General features: G+C 71.1%; 17 protein-coding genes. 10 read left to right on the top strand and 7 right to left on the bottom strand.

The annotated features are described in order from the left end of the window. Window positions 1–18 precede the first annotated feature (18 nt). From ACFV6V_RS06070 to ACFV6V_RS06080, 3 genes are all read left to right on the top strand, one after another. Entirely contained in the window at window positions 19–1272 is a 1254-nt protein-coding gene (locus ACFV6V_RS06070; protein WP_385559822.1) for a benzoate/H(+) symporter BenE family transporter, read from the top strand. Between the two features lie 74 nt (window positions 1273–1346). Continuing rightward, on the top strand, window positions 1347–3959 hold the full coding sequence (locus tag ACFV6V_RS06075) for a bifunctional FO biosynthesis protein CofGH (protein WP_385559737.1): 2613 nt from the start codon (window positions 1347–1349) through the stop codon (window positions 3957–3959). A gap of 211 nt (window positions 3960–4170) precedes the next feature. Further along, on the top strand, window positions 4171–5283 hold the full coding sequence (locus tag ACFV6V_RS06080; RefSeq protein ID WP_385559740.1) for an ADP-ribosylglycohydrolase family protein: 1113 nt from the start codon (window positions 4171–4173) through the stop codon (window positions 5281–5283). A 48-nt stretch (window positions 5284–5331) separates the two neighbouring features. On the opposite strand, the gene ACFV6V_RS06085 is transcribed toward ACFV6V_RS06080, so the two are convergent. Continuing rightward, the gene (locus ACFV6V_RS06085) at window positions 5332–6114 is read right to left on the bottom strand and encodes an SDR family oxidoreductase (protein WP_385559743.1); all 783 of its coding nucleotides are present in this window, start codon (window positions 6112–6114) and stop codon (window positions 5332–5334) included. A 94-nt stretch (window positions 6115–6208) separates the two neighbouring features. On the opposite strand from ACFV6V_RS06085, the gene ACFV6V_RS06090 reads away from it, so the two are divergent. Continuing rightward, window positions 6209–7063: a hypothetical protein gene (locus ACFV6V_RS06090; RefSeq protein WP_385559746.1), complete on the top strand. Its 855-nt coding sequence runs from the start codon at window positions 6209–6211 to the stop codon at window positions 7061–7063. A gap of 98 nt (window positions 7064–7161) precedes the next feature. Here ACFV6V_RS06090 and ACFV6V_RS06095 read toward each other — a convergent pair whose 3' ends face one another. The 3 genes from ACFV6V_RS06095 to ACFV6V_RS06105 all read right to left on the bottom strand — a co-directional run bounded on the left by ACFV6V_RS06095 (window position 7162) and on the right by ACFV6V_RS06105 (window position 9496). Beyond that, window positions 7162–7362 carry a DUF397 domain-containing protein gene (locus tag ACFV6V_RS06095; RefSeq protein ID WP_385559749.1) on the bottom strand — a complete coding sequence of 67 codons (201 nt, stop codon included), beginning with the start codon at window positions 7360–7362 and terminating at the stop codon, window positions 7162–7164. Between the two features lie 259 nt (window positions 7363–7621). Next, window positions 7622–8479, bottom strand: coding sequence for a helix-turn-helix domain-containing protein (locus ACFV6V_RS06100; RefSeq protein WP_385559751.1), 858 nt, complete (start codon window positions 8477–8479; stop codon window positions 7622–7624). Between the two features lie 297 nt (window positions 8480–8776). After that, entirely contained in the window at window positions 8777–9496 is a 720-nt protein-coding gene (locus tag ACFV6V_RS06105) for a GPP34 family phosphoprotein (protein ID WP_385559754.1), read from the bottom strand. 194 nt (window positions 9497–9690) lie between these two features. On the opposite strand from ACFV6V_RS06105, the gene ACFV6V_RS06110 reads away from it, so the two are divergent. Both ACFV6V_RS06110 and ACFV6V_RS06115 read left to right on the top strand, forming a co-directional pair. Beyond that, window positions 9691–12087, top strand: a complete 2397-nt coding sequence (locus ACFV6V_RS06110) for a hypothetical protein (RefSeq protein WP_385559756.1) — start codon at window positions 9691–9693, stop codon at window positions 12085–12087. 79 nt (window positions 12088–12166) lie between these two features. Further along, on the top strand, window positions 12167–13945 hold the full coding sequence (locus ACFV6V_RS06115; RefSeq protein ID WP_385559759.1) for an MFS transporter: 1779 nt from the start codon (window positions 12167–12169) through the stop codon (window positions 13943–13945). On the opposite strand, the gene ACFV6V_RS06120 is transcribed toward ACFV6V_RS06115, so the two are convergent. Further along, window positions 13935–14810 carry a MerR family transcriptional regulator gene (locus ACFV6V_RS06120; RefSeq protein WP_385559762.1) on the bottom strand — a complete coding sequence of 292 codons (876 nt, stop codon included), beginning with the start codon at window positions 14808–14810 and terminating at the stop codon, window positions 13935–13937. The two genes, ACFV6V_RS06115 and ACFV6V_RS06120, sit on opposite strands and share 11 nt — an antisense overlap. Before the next feature lie 224 nt (window positions 14811–15034). Here ACFV6V_RS06120 and ACFV6V_RS06125 point away from each other — a divergent pair, with 224 nt between their 5' ends. After that, the gene (locus ACFV6V_RS06125; RefSeq protein ID WP_385559765.1) at window positions 15035–15838 is read left to right on the top strand and encodes an adhesin; all 804 of its coding nucleotides are present in this window, start codon (window positions 15035–15037) and stop codon (window positions 15836–15838) included. 109 nt (window positions 15839–15947) lie between these two features. Here ACFV6V_RS06125 and ACFV6V_RS06130 read toward each other — a convergent pair whose 3' ends face one another. Continuing rightward, window positions 15948–17345 carry a class II 3-deoxy-7-phosphoheptulonate synthase gene (locus tag ACFV6V_RS06130; RefSeq protein WP_385559768.1) on the bottom strand — a complete coding sequence of 466 codons (1398 nt, stop codon included), beginning with the start codon at window positions 17343–17345 and terminating at the stop codon, window positions 15948–15950. A 230-nt stretch (window positions 17346–17575) separates the two neighbouring features. Here ACFV6V_RS06130 and ACFV6V_RS06135 point away from each other — a divergent pair, with 230 nt between their 5' ends. Together ACFV6V_RS06135 and ACFV6V_RS06140 are read left to right on the top strand one after the other, a co-directional pair. After that, entirely contained in the window at window positions 17576–19123 is a 1548-nt protein-coding gene (locus ACFV6V_RS06135) for an anthranilate synthase component I family protein (protein WP_385559771.1), read from the top strand. Further along, window positions 19120–19707 carry an anthranilate synthase component II gene (locus ACFV6V_RS06140; RefSeq protein WP_385559774.1) on the top strand — a complete coding sequence of 196 codons (588 nt, stop codon included), beginning with the start codon at window positions 19120–19122 and terminating at the stop codon, window positions 19705–19707. Before ACFV6V_RS06135 ends, ACFV6V_RS06140 begins: the two co-directional genes overlap by 4 nt. Here the strand turns inward: ACFV6V_RS06140 and ACFV6V_RS06145 are convergent. After that, window positions 19694–21088: a PLP-dependent aminotransferase family protein gene (locus ACFV6V_RS06145; RefSeq protein ID WP_385559777.1), complete on the bottom strand. Its 1395-nt coding sequence runs from the start codon at window positions 21086–21088 to the stop codon at window positions 19694–19696. The genes ACFV6V_RS06140 and ACFV6V_RS06145 overlap by 14 nt on opposite strands. Window positions 21089–21210: 122 nt before the next feature. Between ACFV6V_RS06145 and trpD the strand changes: the two genes are divergently transcribed. Then, window positions 21211–22266 carry an anthranilate phosphoribosyltransferase gene (gene trpD, locus ACFV6V_RS06150; protein ID WP_385559780.1) on the top strand — a complete coding sequence of 352 codons (1056 nt, stop codon included), beginning with the start codon at window positions 21211–21213 and terminating at the stop codon, window positions 22264–22266. Window positions 22267–22284: the final 18 nt, after the last annotated feature.

The following is a 22284-nucleotide window of genomic DNA, read 5'->3' on the forward strand; positions in this document are numbered from 1 at the left end:
GCCTCCGGCACGACCGGGGTGGACCACGTGGACCCGGCCGGGGCGGACCGGGTGAAGCAACCAGAAGGCCGCCCCCGCCTGTTCCGTGACGCCTCGCTGTCCGCCGTGCTCGCCGGGTTCGTCGCCGTCGTGGTGTCGTACTCGGGTCCCCTGGTCATCGTGCTCGCCGCCGCGGCGGCGGGTCACCTCGACAAGGCACAGACCGGCTCCTGGGTGTGGGCGATATCCATCGGCAGCGGTCTGACCTGTATCGGGCTCAGCCTGCGCACGAAGATGCCGGTGATCACGGCCTGGTCCACGCCCGGTGCCGCGCTGCTGGTGACCAGCCTCGGGGCGTACACGTACGCGGAGGCCATCGGGGCGTTCATCGTCACCGGTGTGGTGATCACCATTGTCGGGCTGACCGGTGTGTTCGGACGGCTGATGCGGCAGGTGCCCACCGCCGTGGTCTCGGCCATGCTCGCGGGCATCCTCTTCAACTTCGGCACCGGGGTCTTCACCTCGCTGAAGACCGCACCGTGGATCGCCGGGGCCGTTCTCGTGGCCTATCTGCTCGGCAAGCGCTGGCTGCCCCGGTACGCGGTGCTCATCGCGCTCGTGGCCGGTGTGGCGTCCAGCGCGGCAACCTCGCGGCTGCACATCAGGCTGGACGGCATCGAGCTGGCCAGGCCGGTGTTCACCGCCCCCGAGTTCTCGGTGGCCTCGCTCATCGGGATCGCCGTGCCCATGATCCTGGCCACCCTGGCCTCGCAGAACGCCCCGGGCATGGCGGTGCTCACCGCCTCCGGGTACCAGCCGAAGGACCGGCTGCTGATCGGCTCGACCGGCCTGGTGTCCACGGCGCTCGCGCCGTTCGGCTCCCACGCCATCAACCTCGCGGCCATCACCGCGGCGATCTGCACCGGACCCGAGTCCCACCGCGACCCCCGGCGCCGCTATGTCGCCGGGGTGGCGTGCGGGGCGTTCTACCTGCTGATCGGAGCCTTCGGCACCACCCTGGTGGTGTTCTTCGCGGGGCTGCCGAAGGAACTGGTCGCCGCCATCGCGGGAGTCGCCCTCTTCGGCGCGCTGGCCGGGGGGCTCACCGGTGCGGTCACGGAGGAGAAGGACCGGGAGGCCGCGCTGATCACCTTCCTGACCACCGCCTCGGGCGTCACCCTCTTCGGTGTCGGATCCGCCTTCTGGGGGCTGGTGTTCGGTGTGACGGCCCACCTCGTGCTGACCCGGATGCGGCGGAGCACCGCCACCGCCGCCTCCGGCTCAGGTCGCTGACACAGGAGACGTATGAGACGTATGACAAATGCCGCCCGGGGCGGGCTGCCGGTACGCGCTCGTATGCTCGGACCATGACTGCTCACCAGCCCGGACGTCCCACCGAGAACGCGATGCGGCGCGCCCTCAAGCGAGCACGCGACGGTGTCGCACTCGATGTCGCCGAGGCCGCCGTGCTGTTGCAGGCGCGCGGGGCGGATCTCGACGACCTGTGCGCTTCCGCCGCACGGGTGCGGGACGCCGGGCTGGCCGCGGCGGGCCGCCCCGGGGTGCTCACCTACTCGAAGAGCGTGTTCATCCCGCTGACCCGGCTCTGCCGCGACAGGTGCCACTACTGCACCTTCGCGACCGTGCCGGGCAAGCTGCGCCGGGCGCGGGCGACGGAGGGGGCACCTCCCAGGCGGAGCCTGGGGGCGTTCATGTCGCCGGACGAGGTGCTGGACATCGCCCGCCGGGGCGCCGCGCTGGGCTGCAAGGAAGCGCTGATCACCCTCGGGGACAAGCCCGAGGACCGCTGGCCCGAGGCGCGGGAGTGGCTGGAGGCCGAGGGGTACGACGACACCATCGCGTACGTACGCGCCATGGCGATCCGCATCCTGGAGGAGACCGGGCTGCTGCCCCACCTCAACCCCGGGGTGATGAGTTGGACCGACTTCCAGCGGCTCAAGCCGGTCGCGCCGTCGATGGGGATGATGCTGGAGACCACGGCGGAGCGGCTGTGGAGCGAGCCCGGTGGTCCGCACCACGGCTCGCCGGACAAGGAGCCCGCCGTGCGGCTTCGGGTGCTGGAGGACGCCGGGCGCAGCTCGGTGCCGTTCACCAGCGGGCTGCTGATCGGGATCGGCGAGACCTACGAGGAGCGCGCGGACTCGCTGTTCGCGCTGCGTCGCGTGGCGCGGGCGTACCACGGCATCCAGGAGCTGATCATCCAGAACTTCCGTGCCAAGCCGGACACGGCGATGCGCGGGATGCCGGACGCCGAGCTGGACGACCTGGTCGCGACGATCGCCGTGGCGCGGCACATCATGGGCCCGTCGGGCTGTCTCCAGGCGCCGCCGAACCTGGTGGACGACGAGTTCGGGCGGCTGATCGCGGCGGGGATCGACGACTGGGGCGGGGTGTCGCCGCTGACACCCGACCACGTCAACCCGGAGCGGCCCTGGCCGGAGATCGACACCCTCGCCGGGCGTTCGGCCGCTGCCGGCTTCCGGCTGAGGGAACGGCTCGCGGTGTACCCGGAGTTCGTCCAGCGCGGCGAGCCCTGGCTCGACCCGCGGCTGCTGCCGCATGTGCGGGCGCTGGCCGACCCGGAGACCGGACTGGCCGACGAGCAGGCGGTGCCGGCCGGGCTGCCCTGGCAGGAGCCCGAGGAGGCGTTCACCCAGTCCGGCCGCACCGATCTGCACCGCACCATCGACACCGAAGGGCGCACCGGCGACCGGCGGGACGACTTCGACGCGGTGTACGGGGACTGGGGGGCGCTGCGCGAGGCCGCCGCGCCCGGCATGGTGCCGTCCCGTATCGACACCGACGTGCGCTCCGCCCTCGCGACGGCCGCGGACGACCCCACCAGGCTGACCGACGCCGAGGCACTGGCGCTGCTGCACGCGGACGGCCCGGCGCTGGACGCGTTGACCCGTATCGCGGACGACGTCCGCAGGGCCGCCGTCGGCGACGACGTCACGTACATCGTCACGCGCAACATCAACTTCACCAATGTCTGCTACACCGGCTGCCGTTTCTGTGCCTTCGCCCAGCGCCGCACCGACGCCGACGCCTACACGCTGTCGCTGAGCCAGGTCGCGGACCGCGCGCAGCAGGCCTGGGACGTCGGCGCGGTCGAGGTCTGCATGCAGGGCGGGATCCACCCGGACCTGCCGGGTACGGCCTACTTCGACATCGCGCGTGCCGTGAAGGAACGCGTCCCCGGGATGCATGTGCACGCCTTCTCGCCGATGGAGGTGGTCAACGGCGCCACCAGGACCGGGATGCCGATCCGTGAGTGGCTGACGGCCGCCAAGGAGGCCGGGCTCGACTCGATCCCGGGCACGGCGGCGGAGATCCTCGACGACGAGGTGCGCTGGGTGCTGACCAAGGGCAAGCTGCCCACGGCCACCTGGATCGAGGTCATCAGCACCGCGCACGAGCTGGGCATCCGCTCCAGCTCCACGATGATGTACGGACACGTCGACCAGCCCAGGCACTGGCTCGGGCACTTCCGCACCCTCGCCCGTATCCAGCAGGAAACGGGCGGTTTCACCGAGTTCGTCACCCTGCCGTTCATCCACACCAACGCACCGGTCTATCTCGCCGGAATCGCCAGGCCGGGTCCGACCACCCGGGACAACCGGGCCGTGACGGCGATGGCCCGGCTGCTGCTCCACCCGTATATCCCGAACATCCAGACAAGCTGGGTCAAATTGGGTGCGGAGGGTGCCGCGGAGATGCTCCGCTCCGGGGCGAACGACCTGGGTGGCACCCTGATGGAGGAGACCATCTCGCGGATGGCGGGCTCCGGTTACGGCTCGTACCGCTCGGTCAGGGACCTGGTCGCGATCGCCGAGGCCGCCGGACGCCCGGCCAGGCCGCGGACCACGCTGTACGGCGAGGTGCCAGGGGAGCGGATCGCTGCGGCGGAGGCGTCGGACGGGCATCTGCCGGAGCTGCTTCCGGTGCTGACGGACTGAGCCGGGGCGGCCCGCGGGCCGGTGTCCGGTACCGGGGGTCGGTATCCGGCCGGTGTCCGGCCTGGGCGGATGTGTCACACAGGCAGGCAACCCGTGATCAGAACCTATGCGGACGAAGATCGGTCACGCACGGTTCCGGCTTGATTGCGCCCATGTAGTGATTTCTCCTGGTCGATTACAGTGCTGCGCACAAGTGAGGAGGGAACACCGCGTGACCACAGCAGCAGCCGTCTGGGGCCGGGCCGAGCAGCAGGACTTCCGTGCCCGGGTACGCGGCTGCCTGCTCGGCGGCGCCATCGGGGACGCACTCGGTGCCGGGATCGCCGCACAGACCGTCGACGAGATACGCGACGCCCACGGAGCTGACGGAGTGGGCGACTTCCTGCCCGCGTACGGCCGGCGCGGCGCGGTCACCGCGGCCACCCAGCTCACCCTGTTCACCGTCGACGGCCTGATACGGGCCCAGGTGCGCAAGGACACGGGCGCCTGGCACCCGCCCACCGATGTGCACCGGGCGTATCTGCGCTGGGCGGCCACCCAGCGCGACTGGGGCCCGGACGAGCGCCGCAAGGACAACGGCTGGCTCGCCCGCGAGGAATGGCTCTACACCCGTCGCGACCCCCAGGCGGCCACCCTCAGCGGGCTGGCCGACGAGATCCTCGGCACCCTCGACAAGCCCAGGAACCCCACGGCCCGCGACGCGGGCGCGGTCATCCGCTCGGCGCCCTTCGGACTGCTGGTGGGCTGGGAGCCGCAGCTCGTCTGCCAGCTTGCCGTGGAGTGTGCGACCCAGACCCACGGGCATCCCACGGCCTACCTCTCGGCCGGCGCCTTCGCCGTGATCGTGCACGGGCTGGCACGCGGTGAGACCGTCGACGCCTGCGTCCAGCGCGCGCTGGCCCTGCTCGCCTCACGTCCCGGCCACCAGCCGGTCACCGACGCCCTCAAGGAGGCGCTGGGCGCCGTGCGCCAGGGCATCCCCAGCCACGCCCGGGTGGCCGCGCTCGGCAATGCGGAGCACGCCGAGGACGCCCTCGCCGTGGCCGTCTACTGCACGCTCGTCAGCGAGGACGTCCGCCATGGGCTGCGCCTCGCCGTCAACCACGACGGCCCCTCGCACATCACGGGCGCTCTCTGCGGCGCCCTGCTCGGGGTCATGCACGGTGAGACGGCGCTGCCGCCGGCCTGGCTCACGGAGCTCGAAGGCCGGTCGACGCTGCTCGAGCTCGCCGACGACTTCGCGATGGAGATGACTCAGGGCCCGGCCCTGCACGGTCCGACCGTGTCGTCCCAGGGCTGGCTGCTGCGCTACCCGCGCGGCTGACCGGAAGGGAAGGGGCGGGTTCTCCCGAGCGCGGCGGCGGGGCAGCCCTCAGCGCATCAACTCACCCGCGTTCACGAGCAGCGACTGTCCCGTGATCGACCTGGCCCGGTCGGACGCCAGGAACGCCACCGCGTCGGCGACATCGCCGTCCGTGGCCAGCTCCGGCAGCGCCATCCGCGCGTTCAGCCGGTCGAGCACCTCGGACTCCGGCAGCCCCTCGGTGTGCGCGGCGAACTGGACGTACGCCTCCACCGGCGGCCCCCACATCCAGCCCGGCAGCACGGTGTTGACCCGTATCCGGTACGGGCCCAGCTCCTGGGCCAGCGAGTACATCGCCGAGGTGAGCGCGCCCTTGGACGCCGCGTACGCCGCCTGCCGCACCTGTGAGGGCGCGGCCACCGCCGACTGCGTGCCGATGATGACGACGGAGCCACCGCGATCCTTCAGTGCGGGGAGGCAGGCCCGGGTCATCCGCAGCGTGCCCAGCAGATTCACGTCGACGACCTGCTGCCAGGTCGAGAAGTCGGCGTCCTCCAGGCCCCCGAAGTAGCTGTCCCAGGCGGCCACATGGACCACCGCGTCGATTCCCCCGAACCGCTCGACGGCCAGCGCCGCCAGCGCCTCGCACTGCGCCTCGTCGGTGATGTCGGTGGGGCGGTGTGCGGTGCGGGCTCCCGAAGGGTCGATCTGCGCGGCGGACTTGGCGAGGTTCGTCTCCGTGCGCGCACCGAGTACGGCGTTCCCGCCGTCCCTGACGACGGTCGCGGCGACCTGGTGCCCGAGCCCGGCCCCGACGCCGGACACGATGACGGTCTTCCCCTGAAGCAGCATTCCGACGGCTCCCGGCTCTGGTCATCCATCTGACGGACCGTCAGAGTAGGTCCGTCCGGCACAGGAAGGAAGAGGGAGGAGGGGAGCAAGCCTCATGAGCGAGGACACCCGGTCCGGGGTCTACGCGGAGCTGGCGGCCGTCGGCCCCTATGGAGTCCACCCCGGCCACGCCCTGATCACCATGGTCGAGCCGCACCCCGGCCATGAGTACGCCTACAACCGCTGGTACGAGGACGACCACTACTACGCGGGTGCGATGGCGATGCCCTGGATCTTCGCCGGCAGGCGCTGGGTGGCGACCCGTGACCTGCAACTGCTCAGATATCCGGAGAAGTCGGCGGTCGCCCAGCCGGTCACGGCGGGCTGCTACCTCTCCACGTACTGGATCACCGAGGGGCGCTACGACGACCACATGAAGTGGACCGTCGCCATCAACAAGCGGCTGAACCACGACAGTCGGGTCCACCAGGCCCGTACCCATGTCTTCACGGCCTTCCAGGACCACGTGGCGACCGTCTACCGGGACGGGGCCGCCGGCCCACGCGACCACCACGCGCTGGACCATCCCTACAAGGGACTGGTGGTCGAGGTCATCGACGCGGAGGGGCCGCGCCGGCGGAGCGAGCTGCTGGAGTGGCTGCGTACCAGCGAACTGCCCAGGCGGCTCGCGGGCTCTCCGGCGGCGATGGTGACGGTCTTCCGGCCGACACCGCTGCCGCTGGAGCGGATGACCTATGTCAGGCAGGTGGAGGGCGTCGACACGAGGCTGACACTGCTCTGGTTCCTGGAGCGGGACCCGCGGGAGTGCTGGGACGAGCACTTCGCCGATACGGCTGCTCTCGACGCGGGTGGGTCAGGGGAGTTGGGGAGGTTGGGGCGGATCGAGCTGGTGGCGCCGTTCATTCCGACGGTACCCGGCACGGACCGCTATGTGGGCGAGCTGCGCTAGAGCGCCGGGAAGGGGGCGCACAGGCCGAGCCCCCTCGGCCGGGACGGCGGACCAGTCGAGGGGGCTCTGTCTCTGTGTCTTCCGGCAGCTTCGGGAGCTTAGAGCGCTCCCTTGCTCACCTCATGGACGAACGCGTTCCACGAGTCCGGGACGAAGGTGAGGGAAGGGCCGGCGGGGACCTTGGAGTCCCGCACCGCGATCGTCTCCACCACAGGGGACTTGACCTCGATGCACGCGCCGTTTCCTCCGGAGTAGGAGGACTTGGCCCAGGTGTCCAGGGCGCCCTTGCGAATAGCCATGTGTGTATCTCCGGTTCCAGGTCGGTCGGCGCCGTCGATGGCTCCGGGTGCTGCGTGACGGCGTGATCAGGACGCTACTGGCGGGCTCGGAGGCTGAGAACGACCCTTCACCCGACCGGATGGCATATTCAAGGATGCGCTTACGGGAAAAGGCTTCCACCGTGTACCGTGCCCGCCTCTGCGAGCTCGCCGCCGGGACAGGCGCTCCCGGCCGCATGGCACCTCCCGGCGGACGTCGTCTCCCCGCGGATGCCATCGGTCATCTCGCGTACTTCTTGGCGGCGTCCGAGATGAAGTCCCGGCTCTGCTCCACGTTCAGCGCCTGGGCGCGCAGGTGCTCGTACATCATCGTGTACTTGTGCACGTCATTCGCCTTTTCGAGGTACAGATCGCTGGTGACGCCCTCGATGTAGACCACGCTCGAGTCCGCGGCGTCCGGGAATTCGAGCACGGCGTAATGGCCGGTGATCCCCGGGTGCGCGCCCATGCTGAACGGCAGCACCTGCACAGTGACATGCGGCAGATGCGACTGCTCCACCAGGTACTCGAGCTGGTCCCGCATCACCTGCTCGTTGCCCACCACCCGGCGCAGCGCCGACTCGTCCACGACGGCCCACAGCCGTAGTGGAGTCTCGGGTGCCGTGATGCGCTCCTGCCGGCGCAGCCTGACCTGCACCCGCTTCTCGACATCGGTGACGGGCGACTCGGGCAGGGCCCCGCGGATCAGGGCCTCGGCGTACTGCCGGCTCTGGAGCAGCCCGGGCACCACCTGCGGCTCGTAGACGCGCAGCGAGGCCGCGTCGGTCTCCAGGCCGATGTAGACGCTGTAGGGGATGTCGCCGAAGGCGTGCCACCAGCCCTGCTGGCGGGAGTCCTTGGCCATCTGCATGAGCGAATCGACCATCCGCTGATCCTCGACTTCGTACACCCCGCAGAGGTCGCGGACGTCGCGTTGACTGATGGAGCGGCGGCCGTTCTCAAGGCGGCTGATCTTCGACTGCGAGACGAGCAGGCGCTCCGCCACCTCCTCCGCGGTCATTCCCCTGAGCTCGCGGAGCCGGCGCAGCTCTTGACCCAAGCGGCGGCGCCTGACGGTGGGGTTGATATTGGACGCCACGAGAACGGCACCTCCGGCTGCTGATGCTGCTGTACGTTGCCATGCGTTGCTGTACGTATCTAACTCTCAGCAGACTGCCACCAGTTCTGGTAGCTGCGCTGGAGAATGACGACAATGACGACACGCGTGGGGCAAGGCGAACGCGCGGGGTAGTCATCATGACTTCCCCGCGCGTTCACTGCGGCTCCCGAACCGGGTCTTGGGTGCGTGATGTTGACGTGGTTCGGCGTGTGGCGCGTGTTGTGGTGCGGTGTGGTGCGGACGTGCCGTGGTGATGCGGTGGTGTCGAGGCCCAGGTCAGTGCACGGCGGCGCGGGCCATGCTTCCCCGGCGCGACGGCACGGTGGCGGCCGGCTGGCGGCTGCCCCCTGCGGAATTGCGGCGCGGCTGTGCGGCCACACCGTTCTGGACGTCCATGACGGCGTGCGCCACCAGTCCGCCCATGGGGTCGTGCCTGATCAGGTCCCGGAGCCGGGAGCGCGATGAGCGCCCTTCGTTCCCCGGGTAGAGGTGCTTGCCGAGGCCGACCGCGTGCGCCAGTGCGGCGAGCGCGGCTGTGCGCGGGTCCGGTGGTACGCCGGTGCGGATCGCGCTGTCCAGCCGGGACTTGATCTCCCGGCTGATGGCCGTGTCCGTCGCCTGGTAGCGAGTCGTCGGCAGCACCCCGCACATCTGGCCCTCCACGGCATGCACCATGCCGCAGCGCTCCAGATGCGAGAGGTACGTCTGGCGGAGCCCCAGCCGGGGTCCGCCGATCCAGTGGACAGCCCGAACCGGGCTGCCACGTCTGCGCAGCAGCTCCAGTGCGGAGTCCAGTGTCGGATCTCCTGTCGGCCGTGGCATCACCACGGCGATACGATCCCCGTCCGGGGCTATCCGTCCTGCCAGAGCCAGCTCCACTAGCTGTGCTCCGGCAAGGCCGAGGTCGAGCGACTGCGGCTGCGCTGTGGTACCCGTGGTCGGGTCCAGAGCGAGCAACAGAAGCTCTTCCGGAAGTGTTCTGCGGCTCCTGCCCATCCATGCCTCCCCGCGTGGATGAATGACAGGGTGACGCCTCTCACATTGTTCTGTCGAGAGTGCCTGGGTGCTTCGTACTGGAACCAGTAGGTATGTCGTTCTCGTCTAGCAGGGGGGCCAAGGGCCCACACGGGACACTGGTAGATGGTTCGGACAGCCGTCGCGGTACGGCGAACAGGCACGGAGGAGGCACGGTGGCGGGCGAGTCCCCTGACAAGTCGGAGCAGCAGAAGTCGTCGGGGGAGACGGCTTCGAGCGAACGTGATCCGAGGCTTGCCATGATCCGTGCGGCGGGGGATCCGCCGCGAGCGGAGGGGCGTGCCGACCAGGCGACGGCGGTGTTCAGGGTTCCGTCGACGCCCGAGAACGAGGCCGAGCCTGAGAACACCGTCGACACCGAGGTCGACGAGACAGGGACCGAGGGCGAGGACGACGCGAAGGCGGAGTCCGGTTCCCAGGTCTCCGCCGAAGACCCCGGGGAGCCGGAGGAGCGGCAGGAGCGCGAGGAGCCGGAGGGACCCGAGGAGTCCGACGAGCCCGCTGCCGCCGATGCGGACACCGCCGACGACGGTGACGACGCCCGGCTGCGGAATGCCGTGGTCAGCTGGGTGTCGGCGGCGGAGGAGGGGGACGCCGAGACGGCGGAGGGGAGCGGCTCCACGGACGGCGAGCCTGCCGCTGAGGCGGCGGAGGAGGGCGCCTCGGACGACGAGCCTGCCGCCGAGCGCGCGGAGGATGCCGAGGCGGACGCAGAAGGTGCCGGTACGGACGACGAGTCCGGCGCGCCCGGTGAGTCCGACGCGTCGAACGCGTCCGATGCCTCCGTTGCCTCGAACGAGTCGGATGAGTCCGACGAGTCGGGTGAACCGGGCGAGCGTGCGGAGGTCGCCGAAGCCGCGGACGGCACCGAGCCGGACGACGGTTCCGCCGACGAAGACCCGGCCCCCGCCCCGGAGGGCAGCCGGACCGACGCACCGGTGGACCAGGCGACCGCCGTGTTCAAGGTGCCTCCGCGGCGGACCGTGGACCAGCCCACGACCGCGCTCAAGATCACGAAGCCCGAGTCGAAGCCGGAGGCGAAGCCCGAGCCGGAGAGCGAGCGCACCAGCAGGTTCGTGCCGCTGCGCCGTGACGATTCGCCGGCCTCGCCGCCGGTACCGGCCCCGGCACGGCCATCAGCACCGGCCCCGGCACCGCCGGCGCCCGCCGCCCCGGCCGCGTCCACCGCCACCGCGCCCCCTGCCTCCCCTGCCCGGACCCCCGTCTCCCTCACCGAGCCCGAGCGGACCAAGCAGCAGCCCCTGCCGCCGAGGCCCCCGCTCGACCTGCTCGCCGAGCTGACGAACACCCCGCCGCCCCCGCAGACCCCGCTGCGTACCACGCTGCGGCGGGTCCGGATCTGGACGCCGCTGGTCGTGCTGCTGCTGATCGTCTTCGCGATCGTGCAGATGGTGCGCCCGCTTCCGACCCCGACGCTCGCGCTGACCGCGAAGTCGTCCTACTCCTTCGAGGGCTCGGCTCCGCAGCTCCCCTGGCCCGCGAAGGGGCAGGCGGCCGTGACCGCGTCCGGGCTCGGCTCACTCGGCACGTCCGGGGAGCAGAAGCCCGTGCCCATCGCGAGCGTGACCAAGGCGATGACGGCGTACGTGATCCTCGAGAAGCACCCGCTCAAGCGCGGCGAGGACGGTCCGATGATCGAGATCGACGCCAAGGGCGAGAAGGAGGGCCAGCTCGACAAGACGGACAACGAGTCGACGCTCAACACCGTCAAGGAAGGCGACAAGATCAGCCTGCGGGACGCGCTGTCGGCCATCATGATCCCGTCCGCGAACAACATCGCGCGTCAGCTCGCTCGTTGGGACGCCGGGTCCGAGGCGGCCTTCGTCGAGAAGATGAATGCCGCCGCCAAGGAACTCGGCATGACCAACACGACGTACACGGACCCCTCCGGTCTTCAGGCGACGACGGTCAGCACCGCCGAGGACCAGGTCAAGCTGGGCCTGAAGCTGGTCGAGATCCCGGCGCTGAGGGACATCACCAAGCTCCCCAAGTGGACGGACCACACCGGCAAGGAGTGGCCGAACTACAACGAGCTGGTCCCGTACAACGGCGCGCTCGGCATTAAGACCGGCAGCACCACCAAGGCGGGCGGCAATCTGCTCTTCGCCGCCCACAAGATGGTCGGCGACACGGACCAGTTCATCGTCGGCGCCGTGCTCTCCCAGCATGACGTCCCGATCCTCGGCACGGCGATCAACGCGAGCAAGGAGATCATGCTCGCCACCCAGGACGCGCTGAAGAACGCGACCATCGTCAAGAAGGGCCAGGTCGTCGGAGCGGTCGAGGACGGTCTCGGCGGTTCGGTCCCGGTCGTCGCGACCAAGGACGTCACGGCGGTGGGCTGGTCGGGCCTGACCGTGAAGCTGAAGCTGACGGACGGCGGCAAGACGGTGCCGCACGTGGCGAAGGCGGGTACGGCCGTCGGTACGCTGGCCGTCGGCGAGGGCGCAAGCCAGGTGAAGGTGCCGGTCGTCCTGCAGTCGGATCTGGCGGAGCCGGGTGCCGGGGGGAAGCTGACCCGCGTCAGCTGAAGCCGACGATGTGCGCACGGCCCTGGTACGGGAGGACGACCCCGTACCAGGGCCGTTGGCACCGACGGGAAGTAGCGAAGTGACCACCACTGAGCCGACGCCGACGTACGCCGCAGACCGGCAGGAGGCCGCGCCGTACGTCCGCGCGGGGCGGCGGCGGTCCTGGCGGCTGCTCGGGCACCCCGTCGCGGCGGCGACCCTCACGGCCGCCGTGCTGCACATCGGGTGGTTCCTCGTCCTCGCCAACAGCGGCGGGGACCTCGCCGCCCAGGACGCCTGGGCGGAGTTCGTGGGGCGGCACCCGGACTCCGCGTACAACCTCGCCTGGTACGGCGGAATGCACCCCGTCTCCTACAGCGTGGTGTCCCCGTATCTGATGTCCCTGCTCGGGGTGCGGACCACGATGATGGTGGTCGGCACCCTGTCGGCCACCCTGACCGCACTGATCCTCGTCAGGGTCCGGGCCGTCCGCAATCCGCTCTCCTGCTCGCTCGCCGCCGTCTTCGCCCTCCTGTGCAACGCGCTGTCCGGGCGGGTCACCTTCGGGCTGGGCATGCTGTTCGCGCTCGGCGCCGTCGCGGCGGTGTTCTGCTGGCCCCACCGCTGGCGCCGCAGGCGCTGGGCCAAAGCCGCCGTCGCCGCCCCGCTCGCGGGGCTCGCGACCGCGTCGAGCCCTGTCGCCGGGCTGTTCCTCGGGGTGGTCGCCGCCGCGCTCTTCCTCAACGGGCGTCGCCCGGGTGCCTATGCGCTGGGGCTCCCGCCGGTGGCGGTGGTGGGTCTTTCGGCGTGGCTGTTCCCGTTCTCTGGTACGCAGCCGATGTCGGTGGCGTCCACTTCGCTGCCGTTCCTCTTCGGGGTGCTGGTCCTGGTGCTCGTACCGCGGCGGTGGCGCACGGTCCGCACCGCCGCCGCGGTGTACGCCGCCGGCACGCTCCTCACCTTCCTGGTCGACTCCCAGATCGGCTCGAACGTCTCACGGTTCGCCATGCTGTTCGCGGGCGTGGCGCTGCTCGCCGCGCTGCCGTACGCATACCGGAGCGGCCGTCGTACCCGCAGGTGGTACGCGGTGCTGCTGGCTTTCGCCGGGTTCAACGCCTGGATCGCCACCAACAGCGTGGTGGACATCGTGCGCACGGCCCCGGCTGCCTCCTGGACGCGGGAGCTCGCCCCGCTGGTGAACCAGCTCCAGCAGGTCGGCGCGGACAAGGGGCGGGTCGAGGTGGTCCCGGCCAGCAGCCACCGGGAGGCGTCCGCGCTCGCGCCGTACGTCAATCTCGCCCGCGGCTGGAACCGCCAGGCCGACATGGAGCGCAACCCGCTCTTCTACGACGACACACTCGACGCGGACAGCTACCGCGCCTGGCTCGACCGCTGGGCGGTGCACTTCGTCGTGCTGCCCGAGGACACGCCCGACAGGGGCGGCAGCCAGGAGGCGGAGCTGGTCCAGGCCGGACAGTCCTACCTCCGGCCCGTCTGGTCCGATGAGAACTGGCGGCTCTTCGCGGTCCAGGACCCGGAGCCCTTGGCCGACCCCCCGGCGACGGTGGACCGGGCCGCCGCGGGCGAACTGACGGTCCACGTACGGTCGGCGGGCCGGGTGCTGATCAGGGTCCCGTACTCGCCCTGGCTCGGTCTTGTCGACGAGCAGGGCGGCGGGGTCGAGCCGCCACGGGAGACGGAGGCGGGCGCCTTCGTCAATGTGGCGGGCTGCCTGGCACGGGCGGCGGAGGACGCGGAGGGCGACGAGTGGACCGAACTCATCGCCCCCCGGCCGGGTGTGTACCGCCTTGCGGCGCCGTATCAGCTACCGCGCGGGACACCGTGCCCGGCGGAGCTGACCCCCTGGGTCAGCCCGTAGCTCCCTTCCGGCCCACGGGGAAGGCGATGTCGCACACCTCGTCCGTGGCCGACGCCGCGTCCCAGTCCTCGGCGAAGTACACCTCGCGGCAGGGCCCGGTGATGGTCAGTCCCTCGCGGGCGATGTGGTCCTCGACGGCGTCGAATGCGGACAGGATCTGCGGGTGCGCCACCTGCGCCTTGGTGATCCGGGTGTAGACGAGCCGCTGCGCGGGCTCCACCCGCACCACGGCGCCGCTGCCGCGGCCGTTCGCCGCCGCCCATTCCTCCGCCGCCCGCGTGTCGGTGACGGGGACGCAGGCCTCCGCCGGGCCGTCGCTGTCCGGGGTCACCTCGGCGTGGTACGCCACGAACGGGGTCCCCGCGATGCCCCCGCACTCCGCTGCCGCCCTGGTCAGCCGGTCCAAGGCCGACGGGATCCAGCGCGGGAGCTCGTCGGCGAGAAGATGTCTGCGCTCGGCGAGTACGGTCTGCTCCGGTACGTCGCACGTCCTGATCTCGAACATCGTGGGCCTCCTGCCCGACAGTCGGTCACGGAGGTGGGCCACGAGGGTGGCCTGCCGGGCCCGGCGCTCGTCGACTTCCGCCCAGTACGCGGCCACCGCCTGAGCGGCGTCGGCCCCGGGCAGCCCGACCACGTCGGCGATCCGCGCGAGCGGCATGTCGATCTGCCGCAGCAGCGCGACGAGCCGGGCACGCTCCACCTGGTCGGCGCGGTACCAGCGGTAGCCGGTGGTCTCGTCGACCCGGGCCGGGGCGAGCAGCCCGAGCCGGTCGTAGAGACGCAGCGCCTTGGGTGACAGCCGGGCGCGGAGCGCGAAGGCTCCGATCGTCAGCAGCGGGTCGTCATCGTGCACGGTTCCCATCCTCCGTCACCGGGCGGCGGGGTCCTCGGGTTGGTGTTCTGCGGTGTCCTTGGTGGCCGCCCGGTACGAGAACGGTGGGCTCTGCCCCAGGGGCAAGGTCAAACCTCCACAGCAAGATCAATTCTCTACCGCCTGTGACCACGTGTTTTCTCCGAGTACGGGGTGATTCCAGGTGTGGTGATTTGTCCGTCGCGGCGCATCCGGTTCATGCATAGTGAGCTGCTATGGCCTGCGAAAGATGTGGCAGCGAACGGTACGACGCGCTGCCCGGTACGACGTGTCCTGACTGCGGACTCGCGGCGCCGCCGGCGACGAAACGTTTCCGCAGGGGGCTGCTCGCGGCGGGAATCGTGGTGGTCGTCGGGTGCCTCGTCGCGGCGGCCGCGGCACTGTTCACGGGATCCGACGACGAAGGGGACGGTGCCGGGGGATCCCAGGCCAGTGAGGACGACATCGCGGGCCGGGGCGTCCCGACCCGTATCGGTCCCACGGCGCTCCCCGACCCGGCCGGCGAGGGTTTCGAGCGGTGGGCGGGACCCGGCTGCACCACCGGCGGCTACCGGGAGAGAGGCCGCTTCGAGAACGGCACCGCCGCCTGGTACACCGTGAAGTCCGGAGGCCGGAGCGACGACTCCTGCGACGGGAGCTTCTCGGCCGTGCCCATGTCCGGCAGCGCGACCCAGGACAAGAACGCGTCGGCGGTGTGGAGCTGGAAGCTCGACCAGGAGTACAAGCGCTGCTCGCTGGCGGTGTACGTGCCCCGCACCACCCGTGCCACGGACGTGGCCGGCGACCCGACGTTCTACCGCGTGCTCGCCGACCCCGATGACACCGGTTCCGGATACACCGGCTTCGGCGTACGCCAGACCGTCCACCGGGGCAGCCTGGTGCCCGTCGGCAGCTACGAGGTGAAGGGCGGTACCGACTTCGCCGTGCAACTCCTCGACCGAGGCCGGGACTGGGGCAGCGCGGCCAAGGTGGGGGCGCATCACGCGGCGGCGCAGATGAAGCTGACGTGCGCATCGTGAGTGGCTCGACCCGCTCAACCGTCCCGCGCCCCAGCCCGCGCGGACCGAGCCCAGGCCCGGGCGGCTGAGGTGCCACAGGAGGCCGAGGGGACGGACGAGGTGTCGCCGCTCAGGTGTCCCGGAACCACTCGGCGAGCTGGAAGGCCAGGTCGAGGGCCTGGGAGTGGTTGAGACGGGGGTCGCACGCCGATTCGTACCGCCGCGGCAGCATCTCCTGGTCGACGGCGCTGCTTCCGCCCAGGCACTCGGTCACATCGTCGCCGGTGAGTTCGAGATGGACGCCCCCGGGGTGCGTGCCCAGAGCCCGGTGCACGTCCACGAAGCCCTTCAGCTCGTCGGCGATCGCATCGAAGTGCCGGGTCTTGTGACCGCTCGCGCTCACAAAGGTATTGCCGTGCATGGGGTCGGACACCCAGCAGACGGGGGCTTCCTCGGAGGCGGTCTTCTCCACGAGCAGCGGCAGCAGGTCGCGTACCCGCTCCGCCCCCATCCGCACCACGAACGTCAGGCGACCGGGCTCCCGTTCGGGGTCCAGGAGGTCCACGTACCGCAGCACGGTGTCGGCCGTCGCGCCCGGTCCCAGCTTGACCGCGATGGGGTTGCTGATCCCGGCGAAGTACTCGACATGAGGTCCGTCCGGCCGGCGCGTGCGCTCCCCGATCCACAGGAGATGGCCGCTGGTGGCGTACGTCCTCCCGGTCACGGGATCCGTGCGGGTGAGCGCCCGCTCGTAGTCGAGCACCAGGCCCTCGTGGCTGACGTGGAAGTCGGCGGTGGCCAGCCCGCTGCCGTCGCCCCCGCACGCGCGCAGAAACGCCAGCGCCCGCTCGATCTCGCCGGCCAGCCGCTCGTACCGCTGCCCGCTCGGTGAGGCGGCGACGAACGCCCTGTTCCACTCGTGCACTTGCGCCAGGTCGGCGAAACCCCCCGAGGTCAGCGCGCGCACCAGGTTCAGGGTGGTCGCCGACGCCTCGTACATGCGCAGCATGCGCGAAGGGTCGGGGGTGCGCTCCCGCGTGGTGAATCCCGGGCCGTTCACCGCGTCCCCCCGGTACACCGGAAGTGTCGTGTCGCCCCGCCGCTCGAAGGACTGGGAGCGCGGCTTGGCGAACTGGCCCGCCATACGGCCCACCTTGACGACGGGCATGGACGCCCCGTGCATCAGGACCACCGCCATCTGGAGCATCGTGCGCAGCTTTCCCTCGACGGACTCCCGGGTGGCACCGGCGAAGGTTTCCGCGCAGTCGCCGCCCTGAAGGAGCAGCGCCTCTCCTCTGGCGACGGCCGCCAGCCGGGAGCGCAGCGCGTCGCACTCCTGGCCGAACACGAGCGGTGAGGCCTGGGCGAGTTGCTCGGTGACGCCGCGCAACCGCACCGGATCCGGCCAGACGGGCTGCTGATCGGCCGCCGACTCCCCGCCCGCCTGGCCGGGTTGTGCACCGAGTACGGGTCCCGGCGGCGCGCCGACTTCCTCGGTGGTGTTCCGGTTCCCTGACGAGCGTTCCACATCGTCCTCCCTCAGCCGACGCGATTCACTTCAATTCCTGGTCCCTTTCCCCGTCAAGTGATTTGGGAATTGGACCGTGTGTCTGCTCCGAAATTGGTCTGGCTGGCCCTGTACCCGCTCTGATTCGCTGATGACCGGCACCTCCCCGCCGTCGTGCCGGACCAACCGGACCGGAAATCGGCGGGGTGGTGGTGATGGTGAACGGCCCGAAAACCGAGGGGAAGCACACAATGGCGCGCAGCGCACCGATCCGTGTTTGCGTCACGGCGTCCGGGCTGCCCACGCACGACCCGCTCGATCTCTACGAGGAGCTCCGCCGCACCCGTCCGGTCGACGATGTCTTCCTCCTCGAGAACGCCTCGGGCGGCGGGCGGGACCCCGACCGGGCGGTCGTGGGCTGCGGGCGCCTGCTGGACATCCAGGTCCTGAGCGGATCCGGGCGGGCGGTGACCGTTCACCTGGAGGGCGAACCGGCGCTGGTCCACGCCCTGGTGGAGCAGGCCGGGGAGCTCGGGCTGCTCGAGGCCGCCGGGCCGGCCCGGGCCACTGCGCCGGGGCGGGACGGCCGGCTGCGCGCCGAGCTGACCGCGGAGGAGCCGCAGCGGCTGTGGGCGTTCCTCGAAGCGTCCCGCGGCGGTCTGTTCGCGGTGGAGACGGACCTGTCCCCGCTCGGCTACTCCTTCGGCTTCCTGACCAGCCTGGCCTACGAGTCGACCTGGCACATGGAGGACCTCGGCGAGCGGACCAAGCCGCCGCGGGGACCGGACATCACGCTGACCCTCTTCCGGCACACGGTGTGGTACGACCGCACCGGCGGCACGGTCAGCGAACTGCACGCGGAATGCGCCGAGTTCGCCGAACGGCCGGATCCGGGACTGCGGCGGCTGGCGGAGCGCGCCGCCCTGCGGGGGGCTGTGCCGCCCGTTCCGGAGGCACCCGCACCGCTGTGGGTGCGGGACAGCCTGGACCGGGAGACGTTCCTCCGCTGGGCGGACCGCTGTCTGGAGCACATCGGGGTCGGGGACATCTACCAGATCCAGGTCGGTCATCGCATCGACGTCCGGACCCAGTTGGAGCCCCAGGCCGTGTACCGCCGGCTGCGGTCCCGCAACCCCTCCCCGTACATGTACCTCGTGCCGCGTGGCGGCACCCTGCTCGTCGGTGCGAGCCCCGAGCTGTTCTTCCGTGTCGAGGACGACGAGATCACCATGCGCCCCATCGCGGGCACCACCCCGCGTGGCGCGGACCACGAGGAGAACCAGCAGCGCGTCAAGGAGATGAGCGAGAGCACCAAGGAACGGGCCGAGCACATCATGCTGGTGGACCTGTGCCGCAATGACATCGGCCGGGTCTGCCGGGCCGGCACCCTGCCGGTGGACCGGCTGATGGACGTGGAGGCCTACTCCCACGTGTTCCATCTGGTGTCCACGGTCAAGGGCCGGCTGGCGGACGGGGTCACCGCGTGGGACGCGGTACGGGCGACCTTCCCCGCGGGCACCATGACCGGCGCGCCGAAGATCCGCGCCATGGAGATCATCGACGAGCTGGAAAGCGAGCCCAGGGGGGCGTACGCGGGCGCCGTCGGCCTGCTGGACGTACGCGGCTGGAGCGAACTGGCGCTGTGCATCCGCACCATCGAGTACGACGGCGACATGTACTCCACACAGAGCTCTGCCGGGTTGGTGGCGGAGTCCGAACCCGCGGCGGAGTGGCGGGAGACGCTGGCGAAGATGGGGGCCGCCTACTGGGCGCTCACCGGATGGGAGTTGCTGCCGTGAAGGTGCTGCTGATCGACGCGTACGACAGTTTCGTGCACATCATCGACCAGTATCTGCGCACGCTGGGCGCCGAGACGGAGATGGTCCGGTCGCGGACGAGGGCACCGGACGAACTGGCCGCCCTCACCCCCGACGCGGTGGTCCTCGGGCCCGGCCCCGGCCACCCGGCGGACTCGGGCCACGTCGAGCTCGTGCACCGGTTCGCGGGCAGCGTTCCCGTGCTCGGTGTCTGCCTGGGACACCAGGCGATCGCCCTGGCGTACGGCGGGCGGATCGAGGTGGCACAGCAGATCATGCACGGCCGGACCAGCGTCGTGCGCCACGACGGCGCCGGCCTGTTCGAGGGCCTCGGCAACACGCTGGAGGCGACCCGGTACCACTCGCTCGTCGTGGCCGAGCCCTTGCCGGAGCCTCTGGTGACGACGGCGATCAGCGTCGACCACGGCTACGTGATGGGGCTCGGCCACCGGTCGCTACCGGTGGCCGGGGTGCAGTTCCATCCGGAGAGCATCATGACCACGGGCGGGCTGCGCATCCTCGAGAACTTCCTCGGGACGGCCGCGGCGCCCGTCACTGTCCGCTGAACACACGGCCCAGCTCCCGGAAGGCCTCGGCCACCCCGGACAGCGGCAGATGGGCGTGCCCGACGACAAGTGCGGGAGCGGCACCCCGCGGTACGGAGGCGAACGCCGCGCCGCCGCGTACCAGGATGCGGCGGCGCAGGGCACCGGCGACCAGAGCCGCCTCGTCCGTGTGCGGCGGGAGGCGCACACAGGCGTGCAGGCCCGCGGCGGGCCCGAGCACCACCGCACCGGGCAGCTGGGTGCGCACCGCCTCCCGCAGAGCGTCGCTGCGGGCGCTGCACCTCCGGGTGAGCCGGCGCACATGCCTGTCGAACACCCCGCTGCGCAGCAGTTCCGCCAAGGCGAGCTGGGTGAACGACTCACTGCCCAGGTCGTGCCGGGCGCGGACCCGCAGCAGCTCGTGCAGGATCTCCTCGGGGGCGGTGAGCCAGCCCAGCCGCAGGCCGGGTCCGAGCAGCTTGCTGGCGGTACCGGCGTAGATCACACGGTCGGATCCCGTCCGTTGCAGTGCGAGAGGCCGCGGGGACCGGTCGTCGTACCAGAGCCCGCCGTCGTAGTCGTCCTCGATCACCCAGCCGTTGACGGCGCGGGCCCAGCGGATGAGGGCCTCGCGACGGCGGGCGGAGAGGACGGCTCCGGTGGGGAACTGATGGGCCGGTGTGACGAGTACGGCGCGCGCCGTGGTCGCCGCCAGCGCGTCGACGTCGATGCCCTCCTCGTCCACCGGTACGGGCAGCACCCGCATGCCGCCGTCCTGGACGAAGCGGCGCTGGCCCGGATGGCACGGATCCTCGACGGCCAGCTCCGTGATGCCCGCCGCGGGCAGCGCGGCGCACAACAGGGCCAGCGCCTGGGCGAATCCGGCCACCACCAGCACGGTGCTCGGGGTCGCGCGTACCCCGCGGAGCCGTCCGAGGTGGCGGGCGAGTTCGATCCGCAGCTCCGGCTCGCCCGCCAGGGGCGGGTAGGACGTGCCGACGGGCTGCGGGGACTGGAGGATGCGCTGGTAGGCCGTCAGCCATTCCCGGTGCGGTACGCCGGGGGCGTTGTGGCCACCAGGACGCAGGTCCCAGCGCACGGCGGGCACCGGGCCCTCGTCAAGCAGGGCCGGCACCACGGCATCACGGGACAGATGGCCGGTGACCCGGGTTCCGGCTCCGCGCGCCGCCTCCAGGTAGCCCTCCGCCGACAGTTGTGCGTACGCCTCGACGACCACGCTGCGCGAGACACCGAGGTCCTCGGCGAGCCGCCGGGTGGCCGGCAGCCGGGTGCCGGGGTGCAGGATTCCCTGTTGGACTTCCTGTCTGATGAACTTCTGTATCTGGGCGGTAAGGGATTCCCCTGAATCACGGGAGATGTTCACCGCCAACTGCAGGGCCATTCGTTCCCCCGTTTCTTCTTGGCTTGGACTGCTTTTCCGGAAGGGAATTGGTCTGTCGGACCCGGCTCGGCGGGCACACACTGGTCGGCGACATTCATCCGGTGCCGACGAGGGGAATTCCCGTGACCGCATGGCCGAGGGTTCGTGAATGGCCCGCTCTGCTGGAGACACTGCTGAACGGCGGGAGCCTGACGGCCGAGGACACCGACTGGGCCATGGAGCAGGTCATGGCGGGTGAGGTGGGTGCCGCCACGCTGTCCGGCCTGCTGATCGCGCTGCGGGCCAAGGGCGAGTCCGTCGACGAGGTCGAGGGGTTCACCCGGGCGATGCTCCGCAACGCGCTGCCCCTGCGGGTGCCCGGCCCCACTCTGGACATCGTGGGCACCGGTGGCGACGGGACGCACAGCGTCAACATCTCCACCATGTCGGCGATCGTCGCGGCGGGAGCCGGGGCGCGGGTGGTGAAGCACGGCAACCGTTCGGCCTCGTCCAAGTGCGGTTCCGCGGACGTGCTGGAGGAGCTGGGGGTGGCGCTCGACGTGCCGGTCGGTGCCGTGGCGGAGATCGCCGAGGAGGCCGGTATCACCTTCTGCTTCGCTCCCGTCTTCCATCCGGCGCTGCGTCATGCTGCGGCCCCGCGGCGTGAGTTGGGGGTGCGCACCGTGTTCAACCTGCTCGGCCCCCTGTGCAATCCTGCCGCACCCGTGGCGCAGGCCGTGGGGGTGGCCGACGAGGACGCTCTCCCGCTGGTGGCCGGAGTGCTGGCCCGACGCGGCACCTCCGCCCTGGTGTTCCGCGGCGACGACGGCATGGACGAACTCACGGTCACGACGACGTCCCGGGTGTGGACGGTGCATGAGGGCCGGATGACAGAAGAGGTCGTCCACCCCGGTGACCTCGGCTTCCGCACGGCGCGTCCGGGAGACCTCCGGGGCGGTGACCGCAGGGACAACGCCCGGGTGGTCCGCGAGGTTCTCGGCGGAGCACACGGACCGGTGCGCGACGCGGTGCTCCTGTCGGCCGCGGCCGGCCTCGCCGCACTGCGGCCTTCGGCGGCACCGCTGGCCGAGCGCCTCGGGGACGGGGTGCAGCGTGCCCGCGAGGCCATAGACTCCGGCGCCGCCGCCGGTGTGCTGGAGCACTGGGCGACCATCACCGGCAAGCGGTCCGTCCGGTGAACGGCGTCGACCCGGATC

Source organism: Streptomyces sp. NPDC059828 (assembly GCF_042731955.1).
Lineage (GTDB): Bacteria > Actinomycetota > Actinomycetes > Streptomycetales > Streptomycetaceae > Streptomyces.

Excerpts from the sequence above, each read along its gene's own strand:
- ACFV6V_RS06075 (WP_385559737.1), top strand. The coding sequence starts at position 1,347 with ATGACTGCTCACCAGCCCGGACGTCCCACCGAGAACGCGATGCGGCGC.
- ACFV6V_RS06085 (WP_385559743.1), bottom strand. The coding sequence starts at position 6,114 with ATGCTGCTTCAGGGGAAGACCGTCATCGTGTCCGGCGTCGGGGCCGGG.
- ACFV6V_RS06090 (WP_385559746.1), top strand. The coding sequence starts at position 6,209 with ATGAGCGAGGACACCCGGTCCGGGGTCTACGCGGAGCTGGCGGCCGTC.
- ACFV6V_RS06095 (WP_385559749.1), bottom strand. The coding sequence starts at position 7,362 with ATGGCTATTCGCAAGGGCGCCCTGGACACCTGGGCCAAGTCCTCCTAC.
- ACFV6V_RS06105 (WP_385559754.1), bottom strand. The coding sequence starts at position 9,496 with ATGGGCAGGAGCCGCAGAACACTTCCGGAAGAGCTTCTGTTGCTCGCT.
- ACFV6V_RS06120 (WP_385559762.1), bottom strand. The coding sequence starts at position 14,810 with ATGGGAACCGTGCACGATGACGACCCGCTGCTGACGATCGGAGCCTTC.
- ACFV6V_RS06125 (WP_385559765.1), top strand. The coding sequence starts at position 15,035 with ATGGCCTGCGAAAGATGTGGCAGCGAACGGTACGACGCGCTGCCCGGT.
- ACFV6V_RS06135 (WP_385559771.1), top strand. The coding sequence starts at position 17,576 with ATGGCGCGCAGCGCACCGATCCGTGTTTGCGTCACGGCGTCCGGGCTG.
- ACFV6V_RS06145 (WP_385559777.1), bottom strand. The coding sequence starts at position 21,088 with ATGGCCCTGCAGTTGGCGGTGAACATCTCCCGTGATTCAGGGGAATCC.